We start from the raw sequence: 21733 nt of genomic DNA on the forward strand, positions 1-21733 counted from the left end.
GTCGGACCCCAAGGGCGCCCATTCTGCGCCTAAAAAACCTTATGGCTCAACCCCAAGCCATGTAGGACAAGGATTCTCGAGGGATGAACCCGATGAAAAGTCTTTTAGGGAACCCCACCGGTCGATCAAGGCCTAAACTGCGCAAACAGACCTGAAGGAGTGTGCCCGATGAGCCGTATCGAAACCGACAGCCTGGGAGAAGTCCACGTCCCGGATGACGCTTACTGGGGCGCCCAGACCCAACGTTCGCTGGTGAACTTCGCCATTGGCGAACAGCGCATGCCGCTGGCGGTGTTGCACGCACTGGCCCTGGTCAAGAAGGCCGCCGCACGGGTCAACGACCGTAATGGCGACTTGCCCGCCGACATCGCCCGCCTGATCGAACAAGCCGCCAACGAAGTGCTCGACGGGCAACATGACGACCAATTCCCCCTGGTGGTGTGGCAGACCGGCAGCGGCACCCAGAGCAACATGAACGCCAACGAAGTAATCGCCGGCCGCGCCAACGAACTGGCGGGCAACAAACGTGGCGGCAAGAGCCCGGTGCACCCCAACGATCACGTCAACCGTTCCCAGAGCTCCAATGACTGCTTCCCCACCGCCATGAGCATCGCGGCGGTCCAGGCTGTGCATCAGCGCTTGCTGCCGGCCATTGCCACGCTTTCCGGCGGCCTGGCTGAACAAGCTGCCAAACATATGAAGCTGGTGAAGACCGGCCGCACCCACATGATGGATGCCACGCCGATTACCTTCGGCCAGGAACTCTCGGCGTTCATCGCCCAACTTGATTACGCTGAACGCGCCGTGCGCGCCGCCCTGCCCGCCGTGTGCGAGCTGGCCCAGGGCGGCACCGCTGTTGGCACCGGGCTGAATGCGCCACACGGTTTTGGCGAGGCGATTGCCTCCGAGCTGGCGGCGTTGTCGGGGTTGCCGTTCGTCACCGCGCCAAACAAATTCGCCGCCCTTTCCGGCCACGAACCGTTGGTGACCCTGCACGGCGCGCTGAAAACCCTGGCCGTGGCCCTGATGAAAATCGCCAACGACCTACGCCTGCTCGGTTCCGGCCCGCGCACCGGGTTGGCCGAGGTGAAGTTGCCGGCCAACGAGCCCGGCAGTTCGATCATGCCTGGCAAGGTCAACCCAACGCAGTGCGAAGCACTGTCAATGCTGGCCTGCCAAGTGTTGGGCAACGACGTGACCATCGGCATCGCCGCCAGCCAAGGCCACTTGCAATTGAATGTGTACAAGCCGGTGATCATCCATAACCTGCTGGAATCCATCCGCCTGCTGGCCGATGGCTGCAACAACTTCCAGGAACATTGCGTCGCCGGGCTTGAGCCAGACCCCGTGCAGATGGCCGAGCACCTGGAGCGCGGGCTGATGCTGGTGACCGCGCTCAACCCGCACATCGGCTACGACAAGTCGGCGGAAATCGCCAAGCAGGCCTACACCGAAGGCTTGACCCTACGCGAGGCCGCATTGGACCTGGGCTACCTCACCGATGAGCAATTCGACCAGTGGGTTCGCCCGCAAGACATGCTCGGTGCCTAGGACGCCATGCGCAACCGTCGGGCCTTGAGCCCGGCGAGCAACGACGGCGCCAGCGCCACGGTCGCCGAGCCCAACACCACCACCAACGCCCCGGCATAGCCCAGGGCGTTGATTTCTTCAGCCTGCACATAGTCAGGCCACAGCCACGCCGCCAGGGCCACCGCCACGAAAGTCACCAGGGGTGTCAGCGCCAGGGTCGCACTGACCCGCGATGCTTCCCAGTGGGCCAACGCTTCGGCAAAGGCGCCATAGGCCACCAGGGTATTCATGCAGCACGCCAGCAACAGCCAGCCTTGCAGCGGGCTCAGGTCCAAGGCCTCAAGGGGATGCGCCCAAGGCGTGAGCAACAAAGCGCAAGTGAGGTAGATCACCATCATCACCTGCAGCGAATTCCACACCGTCAGCAATTGCTTCTGGCCCAGGGCGTAGAACACCCAGATCGAAGTGGCCAACAAGATCGTCAGCACGCCGGCGGTATAGGCGCCAAGGGACGTCAGCAACTCTTCCAGGCGCTGGTTGAAGAACAGGCCAAAGCCTGCGATCAACACGAACAACCCGAGCACCTGCCCGCGACTGAACCGCTCCTTGAACACGAACACACTGGCGATCATCAAGAAGATTGGCCCCATCTGCACTACCAGCTGCGCGGTGCCGGGGCTGAGCATCTTCAGGCCCACCAGGTACAACACGTAGTTGCCCACCAGGCCGCACACCGCCATGCCCACCAGCCAGCCGCCTTTGGGGCCCAATACCTTGCGGCTGGGCAAGCGTTTGGTCAGCGCCAGGTAGATAAACAGACAACTGCCGGCCACGATCAGGCGAAACCAGGTGACGGTGATCGGGTCCATCACCTGCAGCACTTGCTTGAGTTTGATCGGCAGAATGCCCCAGAGCAGCGCGGTCAGCAGGGTCAGGAGAAAACCGTAGACCCAGCGGCCGGAAGAGATGTGCATGAGTGCCCCAGAAGCCAGAGGAAGTGGAGCCGCATTCTAGGGGCACCCGACGCACTTTGTGTAGCGAAGATCAGCGCACTGCTTCGAACAACCCGGTGGCGCCCATGCCACCGCCCACGCACATGGTGACGATGCCGTAACGCAGATTGCGCCGCTGCAACTCACGTACCAGATGCCCCACCTGCCGCGAGCCGGTCATGCCGAATGGGTGGCCGATGGAGATCGAGCCGCCGTTGACGTTGTACTTGGCGTTATCGATTTCCAGGCGGTTACGCGCATACAAGCACTGGGAGGCGAAGGCTTCGTTGAGTTCCCACAGGTCGATGTCCGCCACTTGCAAGCCCTTGGCCTTGAGCAGCTTGGGCACCGAGAACACCGGGCCGATGCCCATTTCGTCCGGCTCGCACCCGGCTACCGTGAACCCACGGAAAAATGCCTTAGGCTTGAGCCCCAATTCCAGGGCTTTTTCCAGGCTCATCACCAGGGTCATCGAGGCGCCGTCGGACAGCTGCGACGAGTTACCCGCCGTCACCGAACCGTCTTCGGCAAACACTGGCTTCAAGCCTTGCAGGCTGGCCAGGGTGGTGTCCGGGCGGTTGCAGTCGTCACGGTCAACCACGCCTTCGAGCACCTGCACTTCACCGGTGTTCTTGTCTTCAACCTTGTACTTGACCGCCATCGGCACGATTTCATCGTTGAACAAGCCGTCGGCCTGAGCCTGGGCCGTACGTTGCTGGCTTTGCAGGGCGTAGAGGTCCTGCTCTTCGCGGCTGACGCTGTAGCGACGCGCGACGATCTCGGCAGTCTGGCCCATGGGGAAGTAGATACCCGGCACCTGCTCTTTCAGCAGCGGGTTGATCAGGTTGTCGGTGTTGACGCTTTTCATCGTCAGGCTGATGGACTCGACGCCACCGGCAACGATGATGTCGCTGCAACCGGAGGCAATCTGGTTGGCCGCGATGGCAATCGCCTGCAAGCCCGACGAGCAGAAACGGTTGAGGGTCATCCCCGCCGTGCCGGTGCCCAGTTGCGACAACACCGCCACGTTGCGCCCGATGTTGTAGCCCTGTGCGCCCTCGTTGGAGCCGGCGCCGACGATGCAGTCCTCCACCGTCGCCGGGTCGATGCCGTTGCGGGTCAGCAGCGCGTTGACGCAATGGGCCGCCATGTCATCCGGGCGGGTCTGGTTGAACTTGCCGCGAAAGGATTTGGCCAAGCCGGTTCGCACGCTGTCGACGATCACTACTTCACGCATGGGCTACCTCGATCTTGTGATGGTTGGGAGATGGATCGAGGATAGATCCAGCTTTCGTCAACCGCGACGATCATTCACCCGGCGTATGCAAAAGCATGGGTACCCTGTGGCCAGTGAGCTCGTTGTGGCGAGCGAGCTTGCTCGCGCTGGGCTGCGAAGCGGCCCCAGAACAGGCGCCGCGTGTAGGTCTGATACACCGCGGCGGCTCAATTGGGGCTGCTGCGCAGCCCAGCGGGAGCAAGCTCCCTCGCCACAGGGATCGAGTTATTTCTTTTTCTTTTTATCGTGTTTGTCGGATTTTTCGAACGCTTCTTCCAGCGCTAGATTGATGGTGCGAAGCACCTTGACCCGTGCCCAGCGCTTGTCGTTGGCTTCCACCAAGGTCCAGGGTGCGATTTCGGTGCTGGTGCGATCGACCATATCGCCCACGGCGGCGCGGTAGTCGTCCCACTTGTCGCGGTTGCGCCAGTCGTCTTCGGTGATCTTGAAGCGTTTGAACGGGATTTCTTCGCGGGCCTGGAAACGCTCCAGTTGGGTCTGCTTATCGATGGCCAACCAGAACTTGACGACGATCACACCCGCATCACGCAGTTGCTCTTCAAAGTCGTTGATCTCGCCATAGGCGCGCATCCAGTCCGCCGGGGTGCAGAAGCCCTCGATACGCTCCACCAGCACGCGGCCGTACCAGGAGCGGTCGAACACCGTGAACATGCCCCGCGCCGGGATCTTTTGCCAGAAACGCCACAGATAAGGCTGAGCACGCTCGTCCTCGCTCGGCGCGGCAATCGGCACGATGTGGTACTGCCGTGGGTCCAGCGCCGCCGCCACCCGACGGATAGCCCCGCCCTTGCCCGCCGCATCGTTACCCTCGAACACCGTGATCAGCGCGTGCTTGCGCATGCGTTTATCGCGCATCAGCCCGGAGAAACGCGCCTGCTCGGTGATCAGTTGTTCTTCGTAATCGTCCTTGTCCAAACGTTGCGTCAGGTCGAGGCTGTCCAGCAGGCTCTTCTTGTCCACGGAGGCGATCAACGGCGCCGGGTTCATGCCGCTGGCCTTGCCCTTGGGCAGCTTCAGCGCATTTTGCAGGCCTTCGAGCAGCAGCTTGCCCACGGTAAGGCTGCGATAGTTGCTGTCCACCCCTTCGATCACATGCCACGGTGCATAGTCGCGGCTGGTGCGGCGCAACACGCGCTCGCCGAAATGCACGAACTTGTCGTAGGTCTCGGACTGCTGCCAGTCCAGCGGACTGATGCGCCAGCTGTGCAGCGGGTCGTCAGCCAGGGCCTTGAGCCGTGCCTTCATCTGCTTCTTGGACAGGTGGAACCAGAATTTAAAGATCAGCGCGCCTTCATCGCAGAGCATCTTTTCCAGGCGCTCGGCACCAGCAATGGCCTGGTCGAGTCTTGCGTCCTTGATCTGCCCGTGCACGCGGGCCTGCAGCATCTGGCTGTACCAATTACCGAAGAAAATCCCCATGCGGCCCTTGGCCGGCAGTTGCCGCCAGTAGCGCCAGGCCGGTGGCCGGGCCAGTTCTTCGTCGGTCTGCTGGTCGAAGGTGCGCACTTCGATCAGGCGCGGGTCCATCCATTCATTCAGCAGCTTGACGGTCTCGCCCTTGCCGGCGCCTTCGATGCCATTGATCAGGATGATCACCGGGAAGCGCTTCTGCTGTTGCAGTTCGTACTGCACCTCCAGCAGGGCCTCACGCAGGGCCGGCACTTCGGCGTCGTAGGTGTCTTTGTCGATGGCGTGACCGATTTCGGCGGATTCGAACATGGGCAGCTCCGTGTGTGAATGGACCAAGACTAGCGGATTGGAGTGCCCGTTGCGCTTGATCCATGACATTTCGCTGACACTCGGCTCACAAACTCTAATATTTCCAGCTCGACACCGACGGAACTCACCGCTGACGGCTCAACACTCAACGGAAGGCGTGATTAAGCGCCCCAAGGAAGAAGACTTTTCTGTCACGTCAAATCAGGTAGGTAATCATGCTTTCCGTCAACAAACAGCAAACTTTTACCCTCGATTTCCCTCTCCCCACACCGCCCGACAACCCGTCGCCGCACACCGTCGTTCACAAGATCGAGACCAATGTCCCGCTTCTGGCACGCTCTCTAAGGCGAACTCGCGAAGCGCCTGAGCCACCGACGAGCTCAGCCAAGACGAGGGCGACTGCACCTAGCATTTCCAGTGGCGCATTGTCCTGGCCACTGCCCTTGTCAATCGAAATGCAACGCGAAATTGCGGATGTGATTGCCTGTAACAGCGCGCATCTACCGGGGCTGCCACTGAATGACAACCGCAAGGGCGCCTTGGGCTACCTGCTGAGTGACCCGTCACTGTCAAATATCGACCTACAGAACCCCGTGACAGCGCTGGAACAGCTCGCCCAAACGCCCAGGTGGGCAGCATTGGGCAACGCCATACAAACCCAACTCAAAGGCATTCCCACCCAGACCAGCCTCAACGATTACGTATTGGCGGCTATCAGTATTGGCTTGGACCTTGAGTCACTTGATCATACTAGGCGCAACACCGTTGCCGGGTTTGACCTGGCGGGTCAAGCTCACTGGGGCCAGCCGCCATCGAGCGTAGTGACGGCGCTGGAGCACCACTTGGTCGCTCAAGGCAAAGCCACGGCCGACAGCGCAAAGCTGGGCGCCCAGCTGTTACTGGCAAGGGTGGCGCCGGAGTATCGGGTCAAGGAGATTCCCGCTTCTGTGGTCTACGGCAGCACCACGTGGGCGAAATTTACCATCGCGGTGAACCACCTTGAAACCGACTCGCCCGGCAGCACGGCGAGCATGAGCTTTGCGCAAGTCATGGCAAAGGCCGAAGGCAGCTCCCAGACACCGTCCCCAAGCGCACTGAAAGCGGCACTGGTCGATTGGGCAGTGGTCAATGGTGTTGTCGAAAAACAGATAGGGGATGCCTACACGGCTGATCAAGTCGAGACCCTCAGGCGCGCGTTCAATCAGCAGCAAAGTGAACGGGCAACAGCCTCCAGGGCACTGGACAGCGCATTACCCAGCCGTAGGAAGATGGCTTTGGAGGAGCTCAAGGCACGCTTTGGCGACCAGCCGTTCTTTGAAGACAAATGCCTGGAAGCCCAACGAACGCCAAGGACGGGAAGGCTTTACACCGGGAAATACTCAATGTTGGACCTGGTCATGGCGGGCATTGAAAAGCACGAGACCTGGGTCACCAAAGACACACGCGTTCCTCTCCAAGCCTTCAATAACGGCGCCAGATTCACGACCAGTGAATCCTTCAAAAAAACATTCGACAGCGTCATCGGCGAACACAAGAAAGCTCACCATACCCTGCTCAAGCACTTGATTGCCCAGCTTCCACTGGAGGACCGAAAAAACCTCGAGGAGGGCAAACTCTCGTTTTACCGGCAAAACACTTACCAGATAGGGATGGACATCATTCCATCGACAACGCTCGTTAATAAAGGCCGCACACTGACCCTGAAGCTTGAGCGATCCGTCGACAACACCACCCAGGTCGACTTGTATGAAATAGATATGGCCCAAGGCGTCATCCGTAAACGCAGCGACGCGCGCTACCTGGTAACGCCCTCCACCAAACGGGTGGCCAATAAAAATTATGTGATCGAAGAATTCAAGCCCGATGACGACAAGCAAGCACACCTGCGAAATGAGCGCCCTTCAACCCAGTCGACGCCCCTGAGCTTCTCCAGTGCCCGAACGGACTACATCGCCAACGCCGTCGTCGAGGCGATTGACCTTGATTCGGCCGATGTCCTGAACGCGGCACGCGGTATAACCACTGTCGATCAGGAACGCGCGTCACGGGAAGCGGTGCATGAGTTCCTGCTCAACCTTGTGCCGCTGCGTTCCGCAATTGTCAATTTCCGCGATGGCCATACCGCCCAAGGGGTTTATGACTTGGTAGTGGATGTGTTTGGTTTTCTGACGGCGGGGCTAGGGGTGGCCGGGAAACTCGGCAAAGTAGTGAATGCAACCACCAGCGTCGGCACAAAAGCGCTACAGGCGGCAAAAATCCTGGGAACGACAGCCATCGGCACGATCAACCCGCTGGGTGGCGTGGGCGACCTGGTGGTAGGTGCCGGGAAACTGATCATCAAAGGCGCACAATCAGCACTGCGCGGGACCCACTCGCTCTTGGCCCAAGTGGGCGACCTACTTAAGGCTTATCCGAAACAGCCCTTTGCAACGGGTATTTTTACGGTTGCCGGTCAACCTGTCGAAGGGGCCGCCGTGCTTCATAAAGGCCGTTGGCATGCTTTTGACACTGCCACCCAATCCGTCTATGGCCCACCCCGGGATGACTTCCGCGCCAGTGCCCGCACATTACAGGACAGCTCATTTGGCGGAACCGATTACAACGTCCTGGAAACGGCCGTCGCCGAACGCCCCTTGGTGATTCATCGCGCCGGCTTCAGTGACGTCGTCATTGGCGACCAGGTCTTTCGGCAGGACCCCAAACAACCGGGCGTCTTATACGACCTGGCCACAACTCATCCGGAAAAAAATGCTGACGATCTGGCTGCTGTTTGCAGCCCGCCAAAGAATGGTGCTCGGGTCAAGCGTGGCCTGTCCAACCTGTGCTTTGCAAAAAATGTAACTGCGACCGGTACGAACGAGTTCAAGCGTGCGCAATCACTTGAACACAAACGCTTCCAGCCCTACCCCAACCGTTCCGGTGCAACGCTGCTCAGCCATAACCGGCGCTACTACCGGCTGACACCCCATTGACAGATCAAAAGCTTCGACTTGAAACGCCAGGAGTGCTCATCAACTACAAACCTCAAGTCAGCGGTAAAGTGATTGATGACCCCTCTTTTGGCTTGCCCAATAACGAAGTGGACCCGGTACTCAATACCCACACACGTGTGGTCAGGCTTGAAGCCATCGACGACCAGGCCAACACTCAACGCGATGTGCGGGCGATGGTGATCGAACTCGACCACAATAACAGTGGCCCGAAACAGTATCTGGTGGCGGAGGCTGACAGCGGGGTCTTCTACCAGGCCGAACTGGGCCAGGGCACTGATCTTGACTTCCATAAAATCGATGCGCTGACCGACAAAAGCCTGGGCCTTGAGCTTATTCTCAAACACAACCAGAACATCGAAGACGCCTTGAACGCCGCGAAGCTGAACATCAATAACGATCTGGTCACCCTTCCACCGCTGGAAACGATTTTTACCAACCTGCGCGAGAAGTATCACTACCGGGCCAAACAAATGGCAGCCCTGAAAGAAAAGGTCGACAAGCTGCCAGACGAGAAAAAACGCGAGTTCGGATTGGGTGTCTGGAACAAGGGAGACGGCCGGCCGGTCGAGGTCGCGGCGCAGGAGGTGAAAGTGACGGCCCTGAGCAAACCGGCTGACTTCGATCAGTTCCTACCGGTCAACAAAAACCGGTTCTATGCGCAAGCTGCGAAGAAGGAAGTGGATAAACAACTCCACGCCACCGGGGTCGGCTCTGCCAATCAGCGTGTGCCCACCAACCCAAGCGACTTAACGCGACAAAAAGTCGCTCGCGAGGTTGTGATCTGGGAGTACGACAAAATCGGCGCCCCCAACTATGCCGACATCGTCCTCAAGACCGGCGCGGGCAATTGCGACCAGATGGCAAGGGCCGCCGCTGAAATCATCAAGGAAAGCGGTGGCGATGCCAGCGTATGGGCGATGTCGGGGCATGTATTTACAGTGGTCGGAGCGCCGACCGGGCTCAATGCCAGGACCATAGACTTCAGTGAGCCCAAATGGGCAAATGCCTGGATCGTCGACCCATGGGCGGAAATCGAATGCAAGGCCAGTGAGTATGTGACGCGTCTCAAACAAAAAATGGACGAGTGGCAACGCGCCGGTAAAGAACTCTTGATCATCAACCCGTCGCCCCCCGGCGGCGCACCACAATGGACCAGCCCCAATGAGCCGTTCTGGCTGGACATGCTGGTCAAGGAAGAAAAGGAGTGGCTGTATAAAGTGTAGCGTCAAAGATTGCCGCAGATCAGGCAAGGGTGGGCCAATCAGATAGAATGGCCGCCTTGCCTTTGCCCGCTTTTTTATGAGTCGCCCATGAACCCCGTATTTCACGCCCAGCTCGACTGGGATGACCAAGGTCGCCCGCATTCGCGGGTTTTCGACGATGTGTATTTCTCCGATAAATCGGGCCTTGAAGAAACCCGTTATGTGTTCCTGGAACAGAACCGTCTGCAAGAGCGCTTCGCTGCGTTGCAGGCGGGTGGGCGATTGGTGATTGGCGAAACCGGTTTCGGCACTGGCTTGAATTTCTTGTGCGCCTGGCAATTGTTCGAACAGCACGCCGTGACCGGTGCCCGCCTGCATTTTGTCAGCGTGGAAAAGTACCCGCTGAGCCCCTCCGACCTGCAACGCGCCCTCGCCCTCTGGCCCGAGCTGCAACCGTTCGCCGAGCAGCTACTCAAGCAATACATCGCCATCCACCAGGGCTTCCAACGCCTGGTGCTGGACAACGGCCGCGTGACCCTGACGCTGTTGATCGGCGACGCCCTGGAGCAACTGCCGCAACTGGACGCGCAGGTCGACGCGTGGTTCCTCGACGGCTTCGCCCCGGCGAAAAACCCGGACATGTGGACCGCTGAACTGTTCGCCGAACTGGCGCGCCTTGCCGCCCCCGGCTCGACCATCAGCACCTTCACCAGTACCGGTTGGGTGCGACGGCTGATCAACGCCGCAGGCTTCAAGATGAAACGCACGCCGGGCATCGGCCACAAGTGGGAGATCCTGCGCGGCGAGTTCCTCGGTTGGCCCGCCGAAACACCTGCACCGCCCGCCGCCAAACCCTGGTTTGCGCGGCCACCGGTTATCGAAGGCGAACGTCACGCCATGATCATCGGTGGCGGCCTCGCCGGTTGCGCCACCGCCGCCAGCCTCGCCGCCCGTGGCTGGCGCGTCAGCCTGCTGGAGCGGCATGCCGCACTGGCCCAGGAAGCCTCGGGCAACCCTCAGGGCGTGCTTTATCTAAAGCTGTCGGCCCACGGCACCGCGTTGTCGCAGTTGATCCTGAGCGGTTTCGGCCACACCCGGCGCCTGCTGGAACACTTGCATCGCGGTATCGACTGGGATGGCTGCGGCGTGTTGCAACTGGCCTTCGACGCCAAGGAAGCCGAGCGCCAGGCAAAACTGGCCGAAGCCTTTGCGCCTGAGTTGCTGCACGTGTTGGATAAAGATCAGGCCCAGCAACGTGCCGGCATCCAACTGGAACAGGGCGGGCTGTTTTTCCCCGAGGGCGGTTGGGTGCATCCGCCGGCGTTGTGCCAATGGCAAACAGCGCACCCTTTGATCAGCGTGCTTCCCCATCACCACGCGGTTGAACTGCGGTACGTCGATAACCAGTGGCAAGCCCTCGACGGCGATCGGCTGTTGGCCAGCGCCCGCGTGGTGGTGCTGGCCGGTGCCGCGGACATCAAGCATTTTCCGGCGAGCAGCGAGCTGCCGCTCAAGCGTATCCGTGGGCAAATCACCCGGTTGGCGCAAACCCCGGCGAGCGAAGCACTGGCGACCGTGGTCTGCGCCGAAGGCTATGTCGCCCCGGCGCGCTTGGGCGAACACACCCTCGGCGCCAGCTTTGACTTTAACAGCGACGACCTCACGCCCACCGCCGCTGAACACGCGGGCAACCTGGAGATGCTGCGGGACATCTCCGAAGACTTGCTGGTCCGCCTGGGCGCCGACCACCTCGACCCCGAGGGGCTGGAAGGCCGCGCCGCCTTCCGTTGCACCAGCCCCGACTACCTGCCCATTGTCGGGCCGCTGGCCGATCTCGCGCTGTTCAACCAAACCTATGCCGTGCTGAGCAAGGACGCCCGACAAGTGCCGGACACGCCCTGCCCCTGGCTGCCAGGCCTGTACATCAACAGTGGCCACGGGTCGCGCGGACTGATCACCGCGCCGTTGTGCGGCGAATTGGTGGCTGCCTGGATTGATGCTGAACCGCTGCCGCTGCCGGCCAGCGTGGCCGCGGCGTGTCATCCGAACCGGTTTGCCATGCGAGGGTTGATCCGGGCCAAGGCGACCGCATCTTGATCAACCCGCCGGCGCTTCACACACATGCAGGTCCTCACTGCGCAATGCGCCCTTGGTCAGCCGCTCGATCTCGACGGCTTCGGCCTGCTCCCTTTCCAGCCTGATCTGATTCATCAGGCGCTGAAACTCGGCGCTCGACAGCTCTTCACGCTGCTCATAGACCTCATCGGCGCGCAGGCTGAAGGGGGCGTTCAACGTGTCAAAACGGCTGGCAAAAGCGAGTTTCAGGTAGCGTTCCCAAAATGGCAGCTTGACGATATAGGCCAGTAACTGTGGCGATAATTCAGCACGCTTGAGTTCCAGCTCTGCCTGACTGAGCTTCACTTCGGTGACGCCTGCCAGGTCCGGGAACAACAAACCGCTTGGCTGACCCGGCAAATAGACCTGGCGTGCCAGGCCCGCACGGTAAGCCAGCTCCACTTCCAAGGGGTCATAGGTCGGATTCTCGCTACTGTGGCGAGCCGCAATTTTGCGCAACTGGTCGAGGCGAAAAAGCCCCTTGGCAACTTTCAACCGGGATCGGGCAGCCAATGGCTCACTGGCGTTCTCACGGGACACCTCATCGATCTCCACCAGCACTTCCAGGTCACTGAAGTTCACCGCCGTCGAATCATCGCAATTGAACGGTGCACCGGCCCGCTCAAACACCTCCTTGCGCAGCGCTGCATGGGCAGCCGTGGCATTCAGTACCCGCCATACCCGCCGCTCCAAATCATCACGCACTTTGGTGGCATCCGCGGTATTGACCAACTCGGCGAGCAAATTAAACAGCTCCCCACTGTCTGGCTCATTCTTCAGTCCGGTCCATACCCGGTTCTTCTCGACATAGTCAGCGACACGCTCATTCGCCAACCAGTTCTCCCGCGCCCTCTGTTCGGTCAAACGGGGTATGTCGTCCTCAAGAAACCCCATGCCAACGCCCACGCGGTCAAGATAAACCTTCAGGGCCGCTGCGCTTTCACCCGACAACGCGTTTAGGCGCAGGTTGTAGGCCTGCCCAGCCCGGCGAGGCAGCAGAAACAGCCAATCGGGCAATGTGGTGATCAAATTGCCGCGCAAGTCCACAAGATCCAGATACTGCAGGCCCCCGACACCGACAGGAAACTCCTTAAGCCCGCAATCGCGCAACCGCAACCGGCGCAAATCATGCTGATGCGTCACATCGGGCGCGTTGAGCAAAGGGTTATGGGCCAGGTTCAGGGTTTTGAGCCGACGTATCTCACCGAGTTTCTTGCGTGTGTGTTCGGTGAGTTGCAAGCGATTGCGCGGCAGATACAAATATGTCAGGTCAGGCATCAACGACAGGGCTTCGGGCAAGCGTGTGATTTGGTTGTGCGACAGATCAAGGGTGTGCAGGTTGTTGAAGTGCTTGAGAAAATACGCCACCTGATCGTTCAAGCCCATGTTACGCAGAGACAACTGTTTGACCTTTTCGAAGCGTATCTGGGCGGGCAAAGTCGGCAGTTTTCCCACGACCATCTCGTCCAACGCCAGGCTGGGGACACTGCGCTGCTCTGGGTCCCTGAGCATAGTCAGCCCGCGCCAGCTGCATTCGATGGCCTCCCGGACCTGGGAACGGCTGAGGCGATAATCCCAATAAGGGATGACCTCAGGCACATAGTCCGTACGGTCACTGACCCAGCGTTTCAGCGCCTGCTGAAGTGCCTTGAACTCCTGTTCAAGCGCCTTTACCGCCTTGGCACGGCTCAAGTGGTCGGCGCCCGCGTCCTGCAGAAAATGTAAGACTTGCGCGCCATCCATCGCCGGGTAGAGCTTTCTGACTTTGCGCACCAACGCCGTTGAAAAATCCGCCAGTACCGGTGCGGCCAGTTCCCGCAACTGCGCGGATGCGCAAGCCGGCAGTTGCTCCTCTACGGCCGGACGCTGCGTTCGCAAGTAGCGCCGCATACGCGGACGTTCGTCCTGACTCCTAAAGCGTAACTGGCTGCGCAGGCGGTCCACTGCTTGATCGCCCTCCAGGCCCATCAGCTTCCTTTGCGCAGTCGACAGGCAATCCACCACCGCCCGAAGCAATCCATCAGGGCCGCTGACACGGGTATTCACATCCTTGCCTTGCTCATCGAAGGCCTGAAAACCCTGTGCATCTCGAACGATGGTACGTTGCACCGAAGCACCGGAAGCCCCTACCTGCTCAAGGACGTCCCCGGTCATGCCACCTTCACGTAGCTGCACACACATATCCTGCGGCCAATGCGCCAGCCCTCCGAGCAAGCCGAAGATCACGCGTTGCGTTCCGGTACCGGCCAGGGGCGGCCAGTACAACCCCATCAGGGCATCGTCTTCGTCCATCTGCTCAATCGCTTCGCGACAGCGCTCTTCTAATGTCAACGACACACGATTGTCCTTGCGCAAATAGCGGCGATCCAAGGTGCGCGCTTCGGACAGTTGCTCCCACGCAAATCGGCGCGGCAAGCCCGGAAAGCGCGCGCACAGCGGCGCCAGGTCACCGGTGGCGACGCCGTTATAATCGTCATACAACCGCTCATAAAGGACGCGATGCTGTGCATTCACAGCCTCCAGCAAACGACGCTTGAGCAGCGGCTGGGCGTCCTCTAGCGGTACGCTGGCGCCAAGCAACGTGCTGCGTTCTTCCTCGCCCAAGGTTTGCAGCAACGTCTCCATCACTTGGCCATCCTTGAGTTGCTGCTCGGTGATATGAATGCTCAGGTCTTCATAGTTGAGGGGAGCCAGGTCCGGGTAGCTCTCAAGGAGGTTGCCGTCAGCGTCCAATAGCTCGAAAAAGCGCCCTTGGGGCCAACTGGGTATCAGCGGCAAAGCGAGCATCTGGCTGCGGGCGGTGGCGGGTGTGAGAGCCTGCTCGGGCTCCAGCGCCTGGATCAAGTCAAGCACTTTGCGGTGCTGGCGAAACCGCGCCACCCCGTCCTGGAAGCGCTCCGGCAGGGCTTTGTGCGCCTGAGCCAGCTGGCGCAAAGCAGGCAGGTCCATTTGATTAATGGCAGCAATACTTCGTAGGTCGTCTGACGGCACCTCGACCAGGCCAGGGTCAATGCGATGGAGGATGTTCAACGGCTCAGCCCATTCCCGCGCACGCTCATAGTCGTGTTGCCAGCCACCCTGGAAATTATGTTGCAATGGCGGCCGATACGCGGCCGGTCGTTGAGGGTGGATGATTCGCCATTGCCCGAGGTTGGCGTCAAAAGCAATGGCATACGACTCGCCCGCCAATTGGATATAGAGGCCCTCGCTGGCCAGGTATACGCCCTGCGAGTTACGCGCCACCGAATCGGTCATCTCCACCGCTTGGCGATAGGCCGCCAGCCGTGGCCGCCACAACCTTGGTTGGGAATCACGTAGCTTGACGGCCTCGACTTTGTCGAAAAACTCTGCTGACGAGGCCAAGTTGCGCTTGAGCGACCCCACCACGCGTCCGCCTGCCGCGAACAGCACCATGGCGGCAAGGTTTTCCGCCACATTGACCAGATGCTTGAGCGCCTCAGCGTTGTCGCCATGCCTCCAGTCCTCGACCCCGTCGAACACCTCCCCCAGCAGTTGACCGATGGCAACACCCATCATCAGTTGCCCGAGTACCGGCACCACGAAGGCTGCAACATTCAGGACATCCAGCCCGAAGTTGAGGTAATCCCACAGGCGCTGTTGCCGCGCGTCTTCATCCACTTGAGCCTTGGGCACGGCCAATACCCGCGCATCCAACTGGACTTTGCCGACGCAGGCGCGGAAGAAAAAATCGCTGAAATTGTCGTTTACCGGTATTGCTTGCAGCGAACCCAGCGCACCACCGGCCTGAAAGTGGCTGAGAAAGTCCACGCGCTCGGATTCGTCCAGATAGCGTACGAACGCCTGCCGGTAGGACGCCACTCGCAACTTGAGCGTGAGGTACTGCTTGAAGTCCGCCAGGGTCGAGTATTCGTACCAGGGACGCAGCGGTTCGTCGGGCATGTAGACGATCAGGTTATCCTCGGCCAGCTCACCGGCCTGCGCCTCCGAAAACACCAGCACACTCCACAGGCAGGCCTTGTCCAGATTAAGCCCCTGCCAGATCAGGCGTTTCTGGGTGAACTCCGAATCGGCATGCCGGGCGGCTGGCAAGTCGGCCTTGATCAACTTGAGCAGACGAGCATGGGTGGCCTGGCTGATAGCTTGCCTGGCCAGGGCGAGGTGCAGGTCTGTCAGCATATCGGCGCGCTTGCCCCGTCCCACATCCAGTGCGGCAAGGTTGTAGCTCAGGGGCAGCGCCGATTCGCCTGGGGCAGGCAGGCTGAAGACGTCGCGTAAATGCGCCTGGTAGGCGTTGCCCAGATCCAGATCACGGCAATAGCCCACGAATTGATGCGCAGTGAGACCTGACACAATGCTGTCGTCAGCCCCCCGGCGAATCAGGGACTTTTTAGGCAAGCCGTCGGGTTCGGCCTCGGCTTCGGAAAAATTCTGCATGGCCGCCTGCACCAGGCTATGTTTTTCCAGAGTGGTCGAAAAAATCGGAATACCGCTCACGTTAGGCGCAATTTCGAACGGTTCGCTCCTGGGGCGTTCCAGATAGTCCTGGCGAACATTCAGCCCCGCATGCCCTTTGCCGACCAGATATTCCTGCAGTTTTGCCGTGCAGAACTCATGCAACGGCTGCAGCCGGCCAAGGCGCTGCTCAAGGCGTTGGCGCGGGGCCCCACTGTCGAGGTAGGCCTGCTCGACGGCCGCCAGGCTGCCCGGCGGCGCGTCGAGCATCCAGTGCGGCAACGTCTGGTGCAACACCTGTGCCTTATCCAGATCGCCGGTCATATCGAGTAAGGCGGCGTCCAGCTCATCGCGCGTTACGGGGGCAACCTCTTCATATAAACCCTGTGTTTCAGTCATTCCAACCCTCCCTGATGCAATCAATGATGGCTGGAGACGATAAACCCGCGGCCCGTGGAAAAAGGTTCAAAAACCGCAGCATTCAAGGGCTGAAACGCCGCAGATTTTGCGGCGAAACCGGCTTCTTGTACCACCACTGGCACGCAGCCCGCGCACGGCCGACAGAGGCCATGTCGAGATTGCGGCTATTTGCCTTATAACTTATCGGTCTAAAACTCCACGAATAGCCCCGTGTCAGTTTCTGGGTACGCGCCCTTCGGGGCGTATTGAGTGTTTCCCCTCCCCAACGGAAAAACCGGTAAGGAATTTATGTGCGGATTAGCTGGAGAATTACGTTTCGATGCCCAACCTGCCGACCTGGCAGCCATTGAGCGCATCACCCATCACCTGGCTCCCCGTGGCCCCGACGCCTGGGGCTTCCATGCCCAAGGGCCGATTGCACTCGGCCACCGGCGCCTGAAAATCATGGACCTGTCGGACGGCTCGGCCCAACCGATGGTCGATTCGCAGCTCGGCCTGTCATTGGCCTTCAACGGCGCGATCTATAACTTCCCGGAATTGCGTGAAGAGCTGGAAGCCCTGGGCTACGCCTTCTATTCCGGTGGAGACACCGAAGTGCTGCTCAAGGGCTACCACGCCTGGGGCGAGGCATTGCTACCCAAGCTCAACGGCATGTTTGCCTTTGCCATCTGGGAGCGTGATGCCCAGCGTCTGTTCATCGCCCGTGACCGTCTTGGCGTGAAGCCGTTGTACCTGTCGCGGACCGGCCAGCGATTGCGGTTTGCCTCGGCGTTGCCAGCGTTGCTCAAGGGCGGCGATATCAACCCGATCCTCGATCCGGTGGCCCTCAACCACTACCTGAACTTCCACGCCGTTGTGCCCGCGCCGCGTACCTTGCTGGCCGGTATCGAAAAGATGCCGCCAGCCAGTTGGATGCGCATCGACGCCAGCGGCAAGACCGAGCAGAAAACCTGGTGGACCCTGCCTTACGGCCCACACGACGACGAAAAAAACCTGACCCTGGAAGACTGGACCGATCGCGTCCTCGACAGCACCCGCGAAGCCGTGGCCATTCGCCAACGGGCGGCGGTGGATGTGGGCGTGTTGCTCTCCGGTGGTGTCGATTCGAGCATGCTCGTGGGCCTGCTGCGCGAAGTCGGCGTACAAGACCTGTCGACGTTTTCCATCGGCTTTGAAGACGCCGGCGGCGAAGCGGGCAACGAGTTCCAATACTCCGACCTGATCGCCAAGCATTACGGCACCCGTCACCACCAGTTGCGCATTGCTGAAAGCGAGATCATCGAGCAACTGCCCGCCGCCTTCCGCGCCATGAGCGAGCCGATGGTCAGCCACGACTGCATCGCCTTCTACCTGCTGTCGCGGGAAGTGGCCAAGCATTGCAAGGTGGTGCAGAGCGGCCAGGGCGCAGATGAGCTGTTCGCCGGGTACCACTGGTACCCGCAGGTGGACGGCGCCAGCGATCCGTACGCGGCCTATCGCGATGCGTTTTTCGACCGCAGCTACGACGATTACGCGGCGACTGTCGCGCCAAAATGGCTGACCGCCAATGACGCCGCCGGTGACTTCGTGCGCGAGCATTTCGCCATGCCGGGCGCCGATGCCGCGGTGGACAAGGCCCTGCGCCTGGACAGCACGGTGATGCTGGTGGACGACCCGGTCAAACGCGTCGACAACATGACCATGGCCTGGGGCCTGGAAGCGCGCACGCCATTCCTGGACTACCGCCTGGTGGAACTCTCCGCGCGGGTGCCGGGTAAGTTCAAGCTGCCCGATGGCGGCAAACAAGTGTTGAAAGAAGCCGCGCGCCGCGTGATCCCAAGCGAGGTCATCGACCGCAAGAAAGGCTACTTCCCGGTGCCTGGCCTCAAGCATTTGCAGGGCGACACCCTGAACTGGGTACGTGAACTGTTGCTCGACCCGAGCCAGGATCGCGGCCTGTTCAACCCCGCGATGCTTGACCGTTTGCTCACCGACCCGCAAGGCCAATTGACTCCGCTGCGCGGCTCCAAGCTGTGGCAACTGGCGGCGCTGAACCTGTGGCTCAGCGAACAAGGAATCTGATTGATGAAACCCCATGCAGCGGCTTACAGCCAACGTTTGCTGAAGGGCCAGGCACCGTCATACGAGCGTCTGCAAGCCCGGCTGGCGGAAGATGGCAGCCCATTGGCGGCCGAACCGATTGCCGTGCATTGCGGTTGGGGCCGGTTGTTGATCGGTCATACCTTTCCAGACCCTGCCAGCCTCGCCCAGGAATTGCTCAACGAGCAGGCGGGCGAGCGGGATATCGCGCTTTACGTCGCGGCGCCCCAGCAGATCCTGGGGATCGACCCGCAGCAATTGTTCCTCGACCCTTCCGACACCCTGCGCCTGTGGTTTACCGACTACCGCCCCGCCACTCGCGTGTTCCGCGGCTTTCGCATTCGCCGGGTGCAGACCGAGGCGGATTGGTTGGCAGTGAACCAGTTGTATCAGGGACGGGGCATGTTGCCGGTCGACGCTGAACGCCTCACGCCGCGCCATCAAGGTGGCCCGGTGTATTGGTTGGCGGAAGACGAAGACAGCGGCGCGGTGATCGGCAGCGTCATGGGCCTGAATCACCAAAAAGCCTTTCACGACCCGGAAAACGGTTGCAGCCTGTGGTGCCTGGCGGTCGACCCGCAATGCACGCGCCCCGGCGTGGGCGAAGTGTTGGTGCGCCATTTGGTCGAGCACTTCATGAGCCGTGGCTTGAGCTACTTGGACCTGTCAGTGCTGCACGACAACCGTCAGGCCAAGAACCTCTACGCCAAGCTTGGCTTTCGTGCGCTGACCACTTTTGCGATCAAGCGCAAGAACGGCATCAACCAGCCGTTGTTTCTCGGCCCGGGTCCGCAGGCGGGGTTCAATCCCTATGCGCGGATCATTGTCGAGGAAGCCCATCGGCGCGGCATCGACGTGCAAGTGGATGACGCCGATGCCGGCTTGTTTACCCTGAGCCATGGCGGGCGTCGTGTGCGTTGCCGTGAGTCCTTGAGCGACTTGACCAGCGCCATCAGCATGACCCTGTGCCAAGACAAAAGCCTGACTCACAAAGCGCTGAAAGCTGCCGGTTTGAAACTGCCTTCACAGCAACTCGCGGGCAGCGCGGATGACAACCTGGAGTTCCTCGACGAACACCAGCGCATCGTGGTCAAGCCGCTGGACGGTGAGCAAGGCCAGGGCGTGGCGGTGGACCTGCAGAGCATCGAAGAGGTGCAGCAGGCCATTGAAGCGGCGCGGCAGTTCGACAGCCGTGTGCTGTTGGAGAGCTTTCACGAAGGGTTGGACCTGCGCATCCTGGTGATCGGTTTCGAGGTGGTCGCCGCTGCGATTCGTCGCCCTGCCGAGGTGACCGGTGACGGCCACCATTCCATCGGCGCGCTGATCGAAGCCCAAAGCCGGCGCCGCCAGGCCGCCACCGACGGCGAAAGCAAAATCCCCCTGGATGCCGAAACTGAACGCACCTTGAAAGCCGCCGGTGTCGACTACAACAGCATCCTGCCCCGTGGCCAGAGCCTGGCCGTGCGCCGCACCGCCAACCTGCACACCGGCGGGTGCCTGGAAGATGTCACCGCCATCCTCCACCCGACGCTGGTGGACGCCGCCGTGCGCGCCGCCCGTGCCCTGGACATCCCCATGGTGGGCCTGGACCTGATGGTGCCCGCCGCCGATCAACCCGAGTACGTGTTTATCGAAGCCAACGAACGGGCCGGCCTGGCCAATCATGAACCGCAGCCTACCGCGGAGAAATTTGTGGATTTGCTGTTTCCCCATAGCTGAACGATCCGAACCCCAGGAGTCTTTATGAGCCGAACCATCCCCGAACCGGATCTGAATTACCTGCAAAAAGTTCTGCTGGAAATGCTCGCCATTCCCAGCCCCACCGGGTTTACCGACACCATCGTGCGCTACGTGGCCGAGCGCCTGGAAGAACTCGGCATCCCGTTTGAGATGACCCGTCGCGGCACCATCCGCGCGACCTTGAAAGGCCAGAAAAACAGCCCCGACCGCGCCGTGTCCGCGCACTTGGACACCATCGGCGCGGCCGTGCGTGCGATCAAGGACAACGGCCGCCTGAGCCTGGCGCCGGTGGGCTGCTGGTCGAGCCGCTTTGCCGAAGGCAGCCGCGTCAGCCTGTTTACCGATAACGGCGTGATTCGGGGCAGCGTGTTGCCGTTGATGGCCTCCGGGCATGCCTTCAACACCGCCGTGGATGAAATGCCGGTGAGCTGGGACCACGTGGAGTTGCGCCTCGACGCCTACTGCGCGACCCGCGCCGATTGCGATTCCTTGGGGATTGGCATCGGTGACTACGTGGCCTTCGACCCGTTGCCCGAGTTCACAGAGAGCGGGCATATCAGTGCCCGCCACCTGGATGACAAAGCCGGTGTCGCCGCCCTGCTCGCGGCGCTCAAGGCCATTGTCGACAGTGGCGAGCCCTTGCTGATCGACTGTCACCCGCTGTTCACCATCACCGAAGAAACTGGCAGCGGTGCCGCCGCCGCCCTGCCTTGGGACGTCAGTGAGTTTGTCGGCATCGATATCGCCCCGGTCGCCCCCGGCCAGCACTCCAGCGAGCACGCGGTCAGCGTGGCGATGCAGGATTCCGGCGGGCCGTATGACTATCACCTGTCGCGGCATCTGCTGCGCCTGGCGTCTGACAACGAGTTGCCAGTGCGTCGCGACCTGTTCCGCTATTACTTCAGTGACGCACATTCAGCGGTCACCGCTGGCCACGATATCCGCACTGCCTTGCTGGCCTTTGGCTGCGATGCGACCCACGGCTACGAGCGCACCCATATCGACAGCCTCGCGGCGTTGAGTCGTCTATTGGGCGCTTACATCCTCAGCCCGCCGGTGTTCGCCAGTGATGCACAGCCGGCCCAGGGCTCCTTGGATAGGTTCAGCCATCAGATCGAGCACGAGACGCAGATGGAGAGCGACACCCGTGTGCCGTCGGTGGACAGCCTGGTAGGCAACAAGTCCTGAGGCTGGCAACTATGATCCCGGCGC

At 60.8% G+C, this 21733-nt stretch carries 11 protein-coding genes; 7 read left to right on the forward strand and 4 right to left on the reverse strand.

Translation table 11 applies throughout. The annotated features are described in order from the left end of the window. The first annotated feature begins 168 nt into the window (after positions 1-168). Complete coding sequence (locus OZ428_RS23580; protein WP_269131499.1) at positions 169-1551, forward strand: class II fumarate hydratase; 1383 nt, start codon at positions 169-171, stop codon at positions 1549-1551. Here OZ428_RS23580 and OZ428_RS23585 read toward each other — a convergent pair. From OZ428_RS23585 to pap, 3 genes are all read right to left on the reverse strand, one after another. Further along, the gene (locus tag OZ428_RS23585; protein WP_061449147.1) at positions 1548-2504 is read right to left on the reverse strand and encodes a DMT family transporter; all 957 of its coding nucleotides are present in this window, start codon (positions 2502-2504) and stop codon (positions 1548-1550) included. The two genes, OZ428_RS23580 and OZ428_RS23585, sit on opposite strands and share 4 nt — an antisense overlap. A 70-nt stretch (positions 2505-2574) precedes the next feature. Beyond that, positions 2575-3759, reverse strand: a complete 1185-nt coding sequence (locus OZ428_RS23590) for a thiolase family protein (protein ID WP_061449148.1) — start codon at positions 3757-3759, stop codon at positions 2575-2577. Positions 3760-4023: 264 nt separating this feature from the next. Further along, positions 4024-5538 (reverse strand): polyphosphate:AMP phosphotransferase, encoded by a 1515-nt coding sequence (gene pap / locus OZ428_RS23595; RefSeq protein WP_177110449.1) that lies wholly within the window; start codon positions 5536-5538, stop codon positions 4024-4026. 215 nt (positions 5539-5753) lie between these two features. On the opposite strand from pap, the gene OZ428_RS23600 reads away from it, so the two are divergent. From OZ428_RS23600 to mnmC, 3 genes are all read left to right on the forward strand, one after another. Then, positions 5754-8510, forward strand: a complete 2757-nt coding sequence (locus OZ428_RS23600) for a hypothetical protein (protein WP_269131500.1) — start codon at positions 5754-5756, stop codon at positions 8508-8510. A gap of 32 nt (positions 8511-8542) precedes the next feature. Beyond that, positions 8543-9754 carry a hypothetical protein gene (locus tag OZ428_RS23605; protein ID WP_269131501.1) on the forward strand — a complete coding sequence of 404 codons (1212 nt, stop codon included), beginning with the start codon at positions 8543-8545 and terminating at the stop codon, positions 9752-9754. A gap of 87 nt (positions 9755-9841) precedes the next feature. Beyond that, a complete protein-coding gene (mnmC, locus tag OZ428_RS23610) occupies positions 9842-11830 on the forward strand; it encodes a bifunctional tRNA (5-methylaminomethyl-2-thiouridine)(34)-methyltransferase MnmD/FAD-dependent 5-carboxymethylaminomethyl-2-thiouridine(34) oxidoreductase MnmC (RefSeq protein WP_269131502.1) in 1989 nt (662 codons plus the stop codon). On the opposite strand, the gene OZ428_RS23615 is transcribed toward mnmC, so the two are convergent. Next, positions 11831-16681 carry an NEL-type E3 ubiquitin ligase domain-containing protein gene (locus tag OZ428_RS23615; RefSeq protein WP_269131503.1) on the reverse strand — a complete coding sequence of 1617 codons (4851 nt, stop codon included), beginning with the start codon at positions 16679-16681 and terminating at the stop codon, positions 11831-11833. A 309-nt stretch (positions 16682-16990) separates the two neighbouring features. Here OZ428_RS23615 and OZ428_RS23620 point away from each other — a divergent pair, with 309 nt between their 5' ends. From OZ428_RS23620 to OZ428_RS23630, 3 genes are read left to right on the forward strand one after another with little or no spacing between them, the layout of a single operon-like run. Next, positions 16991-18763 carry an N-acetylglutaminylglutamine amidotransferase gene (locus OZ428_RS23620; RefSeq protein ID WP_178950762.1) on the forward strand — a complete coding sequence of 591 codons (1773 nt, stop codon included), beginning with the start codon at positions 16991-16993 and terminating at the stop codon, positions 18761-18763. A gap of 3 nt (positions 18764-18766) precedes the next feature. After that, positions 18767-20500: an N-acetylglutaminylglutamine synthetase gene (gene ngg, locus OZ428_RS23625; RefSeq protein ID WP_269131504.1), complete on the forward strand. Its 1734-nt coding sequence runs from the start codon at positions 18767-18769 to the stop codon at positions 20498-20500. Between the two features lie 24 nt (positions 20501-20524). Next, positions 20525-21709, forward strand: coding sequence for an osmoprotectant NAGGN system M42 family peptidase (locus OZ428_RS23630; protein ID WP_010208883.1), 1185 nt, complete (start codon positions 20525-20527; stop codon positions 21707-21709). The last annotated feature ends 24 nt before the right edge of the window (positions 21710-21733 follow it).

Source organism: Pseudomonas sp. GXZC, assembly GCF_026967615.1.
Lineage (GTDB): Bacteria > Pseudomonadota > Gammaproteobacteria > Pseudomonadales > Pseudomonadaceae > Aquipseudomonas > Aquipseudomonas azotoformans_A.

Excerpts from the sequence above, each read along its gene's own strand:
- OZ428_RS23615 (WP_269131503.1), bottom strand. The coding sequence starts at position 16,681 with ATGACTGAAACACAGGGTTTATATGAAGAGGTTGCCCCCGTAACGCGC.
- OZ428_RS23580 (WP_269131499.1), top strand. The coding sequence starts at position 169 with ATGAGCCGTATCGAAACCGACAGCCTGGGAGAAGTCCACGTCCCGGAT.
- pap (WP_177110449.1), bottom strand. The coding sequence starts at position 5,538 with ATGTTCGAATCCGCCGAAATCGGTCACGCCATCGACAAAGACACCTAC.
- OZ428_RS23585 (WP_061449147.1), bottom strand. The coding sequence starts at position 2,504 with ATGCACATCTCTTCCGGCCGCTGGGTCTACGGTTTTCTCCTGACCCTG.
- ngg (WP_269131504.1), top strand. The coding sequence starts at position 18,767 with ATGAAACCCCATGCAGCGGCTTACAGCCAACGTTTGCTGAAGGGCCAG.
- OZ428_RS23630 (WP_010208883.1), top strand. The coding sequence starts at position 20,525 with ATGAGCCGAACCATCCCCGAACCGGATCTGAATTACCTGCAAAAAGTT.
- OZ428_RS23620 (WP_178950762.1), top strand. The coding sequence starts at position 16,991 with ATGTGCGGATTAGCTGGAGAATTACGTTTCGATGCCCAACCTGCCGAC.
- OZ428_RS23590 (WP_061449148.1), bottom strand. The coding sequence starts at position 3,759 with ATGCGTGAAGTAGTGATCGTCGACAGCGTGCGAACCGGCTTGGCCAAA.
- OZ428_RS23600 (WP_269131500.1), top strand. The coding sequence starts at position 5,754 with ATGCTTTCCGTCAACAAACAGCAAACTTTTACCCTCGATTTCCCTCTC.
- mnmC (WP_269131502.1), top strand. The coding sequence starts at position 9,842 with ATGAACCCCGTATTTCACGCCCAGCTCGACTGGGATGACCAAGGTCGC.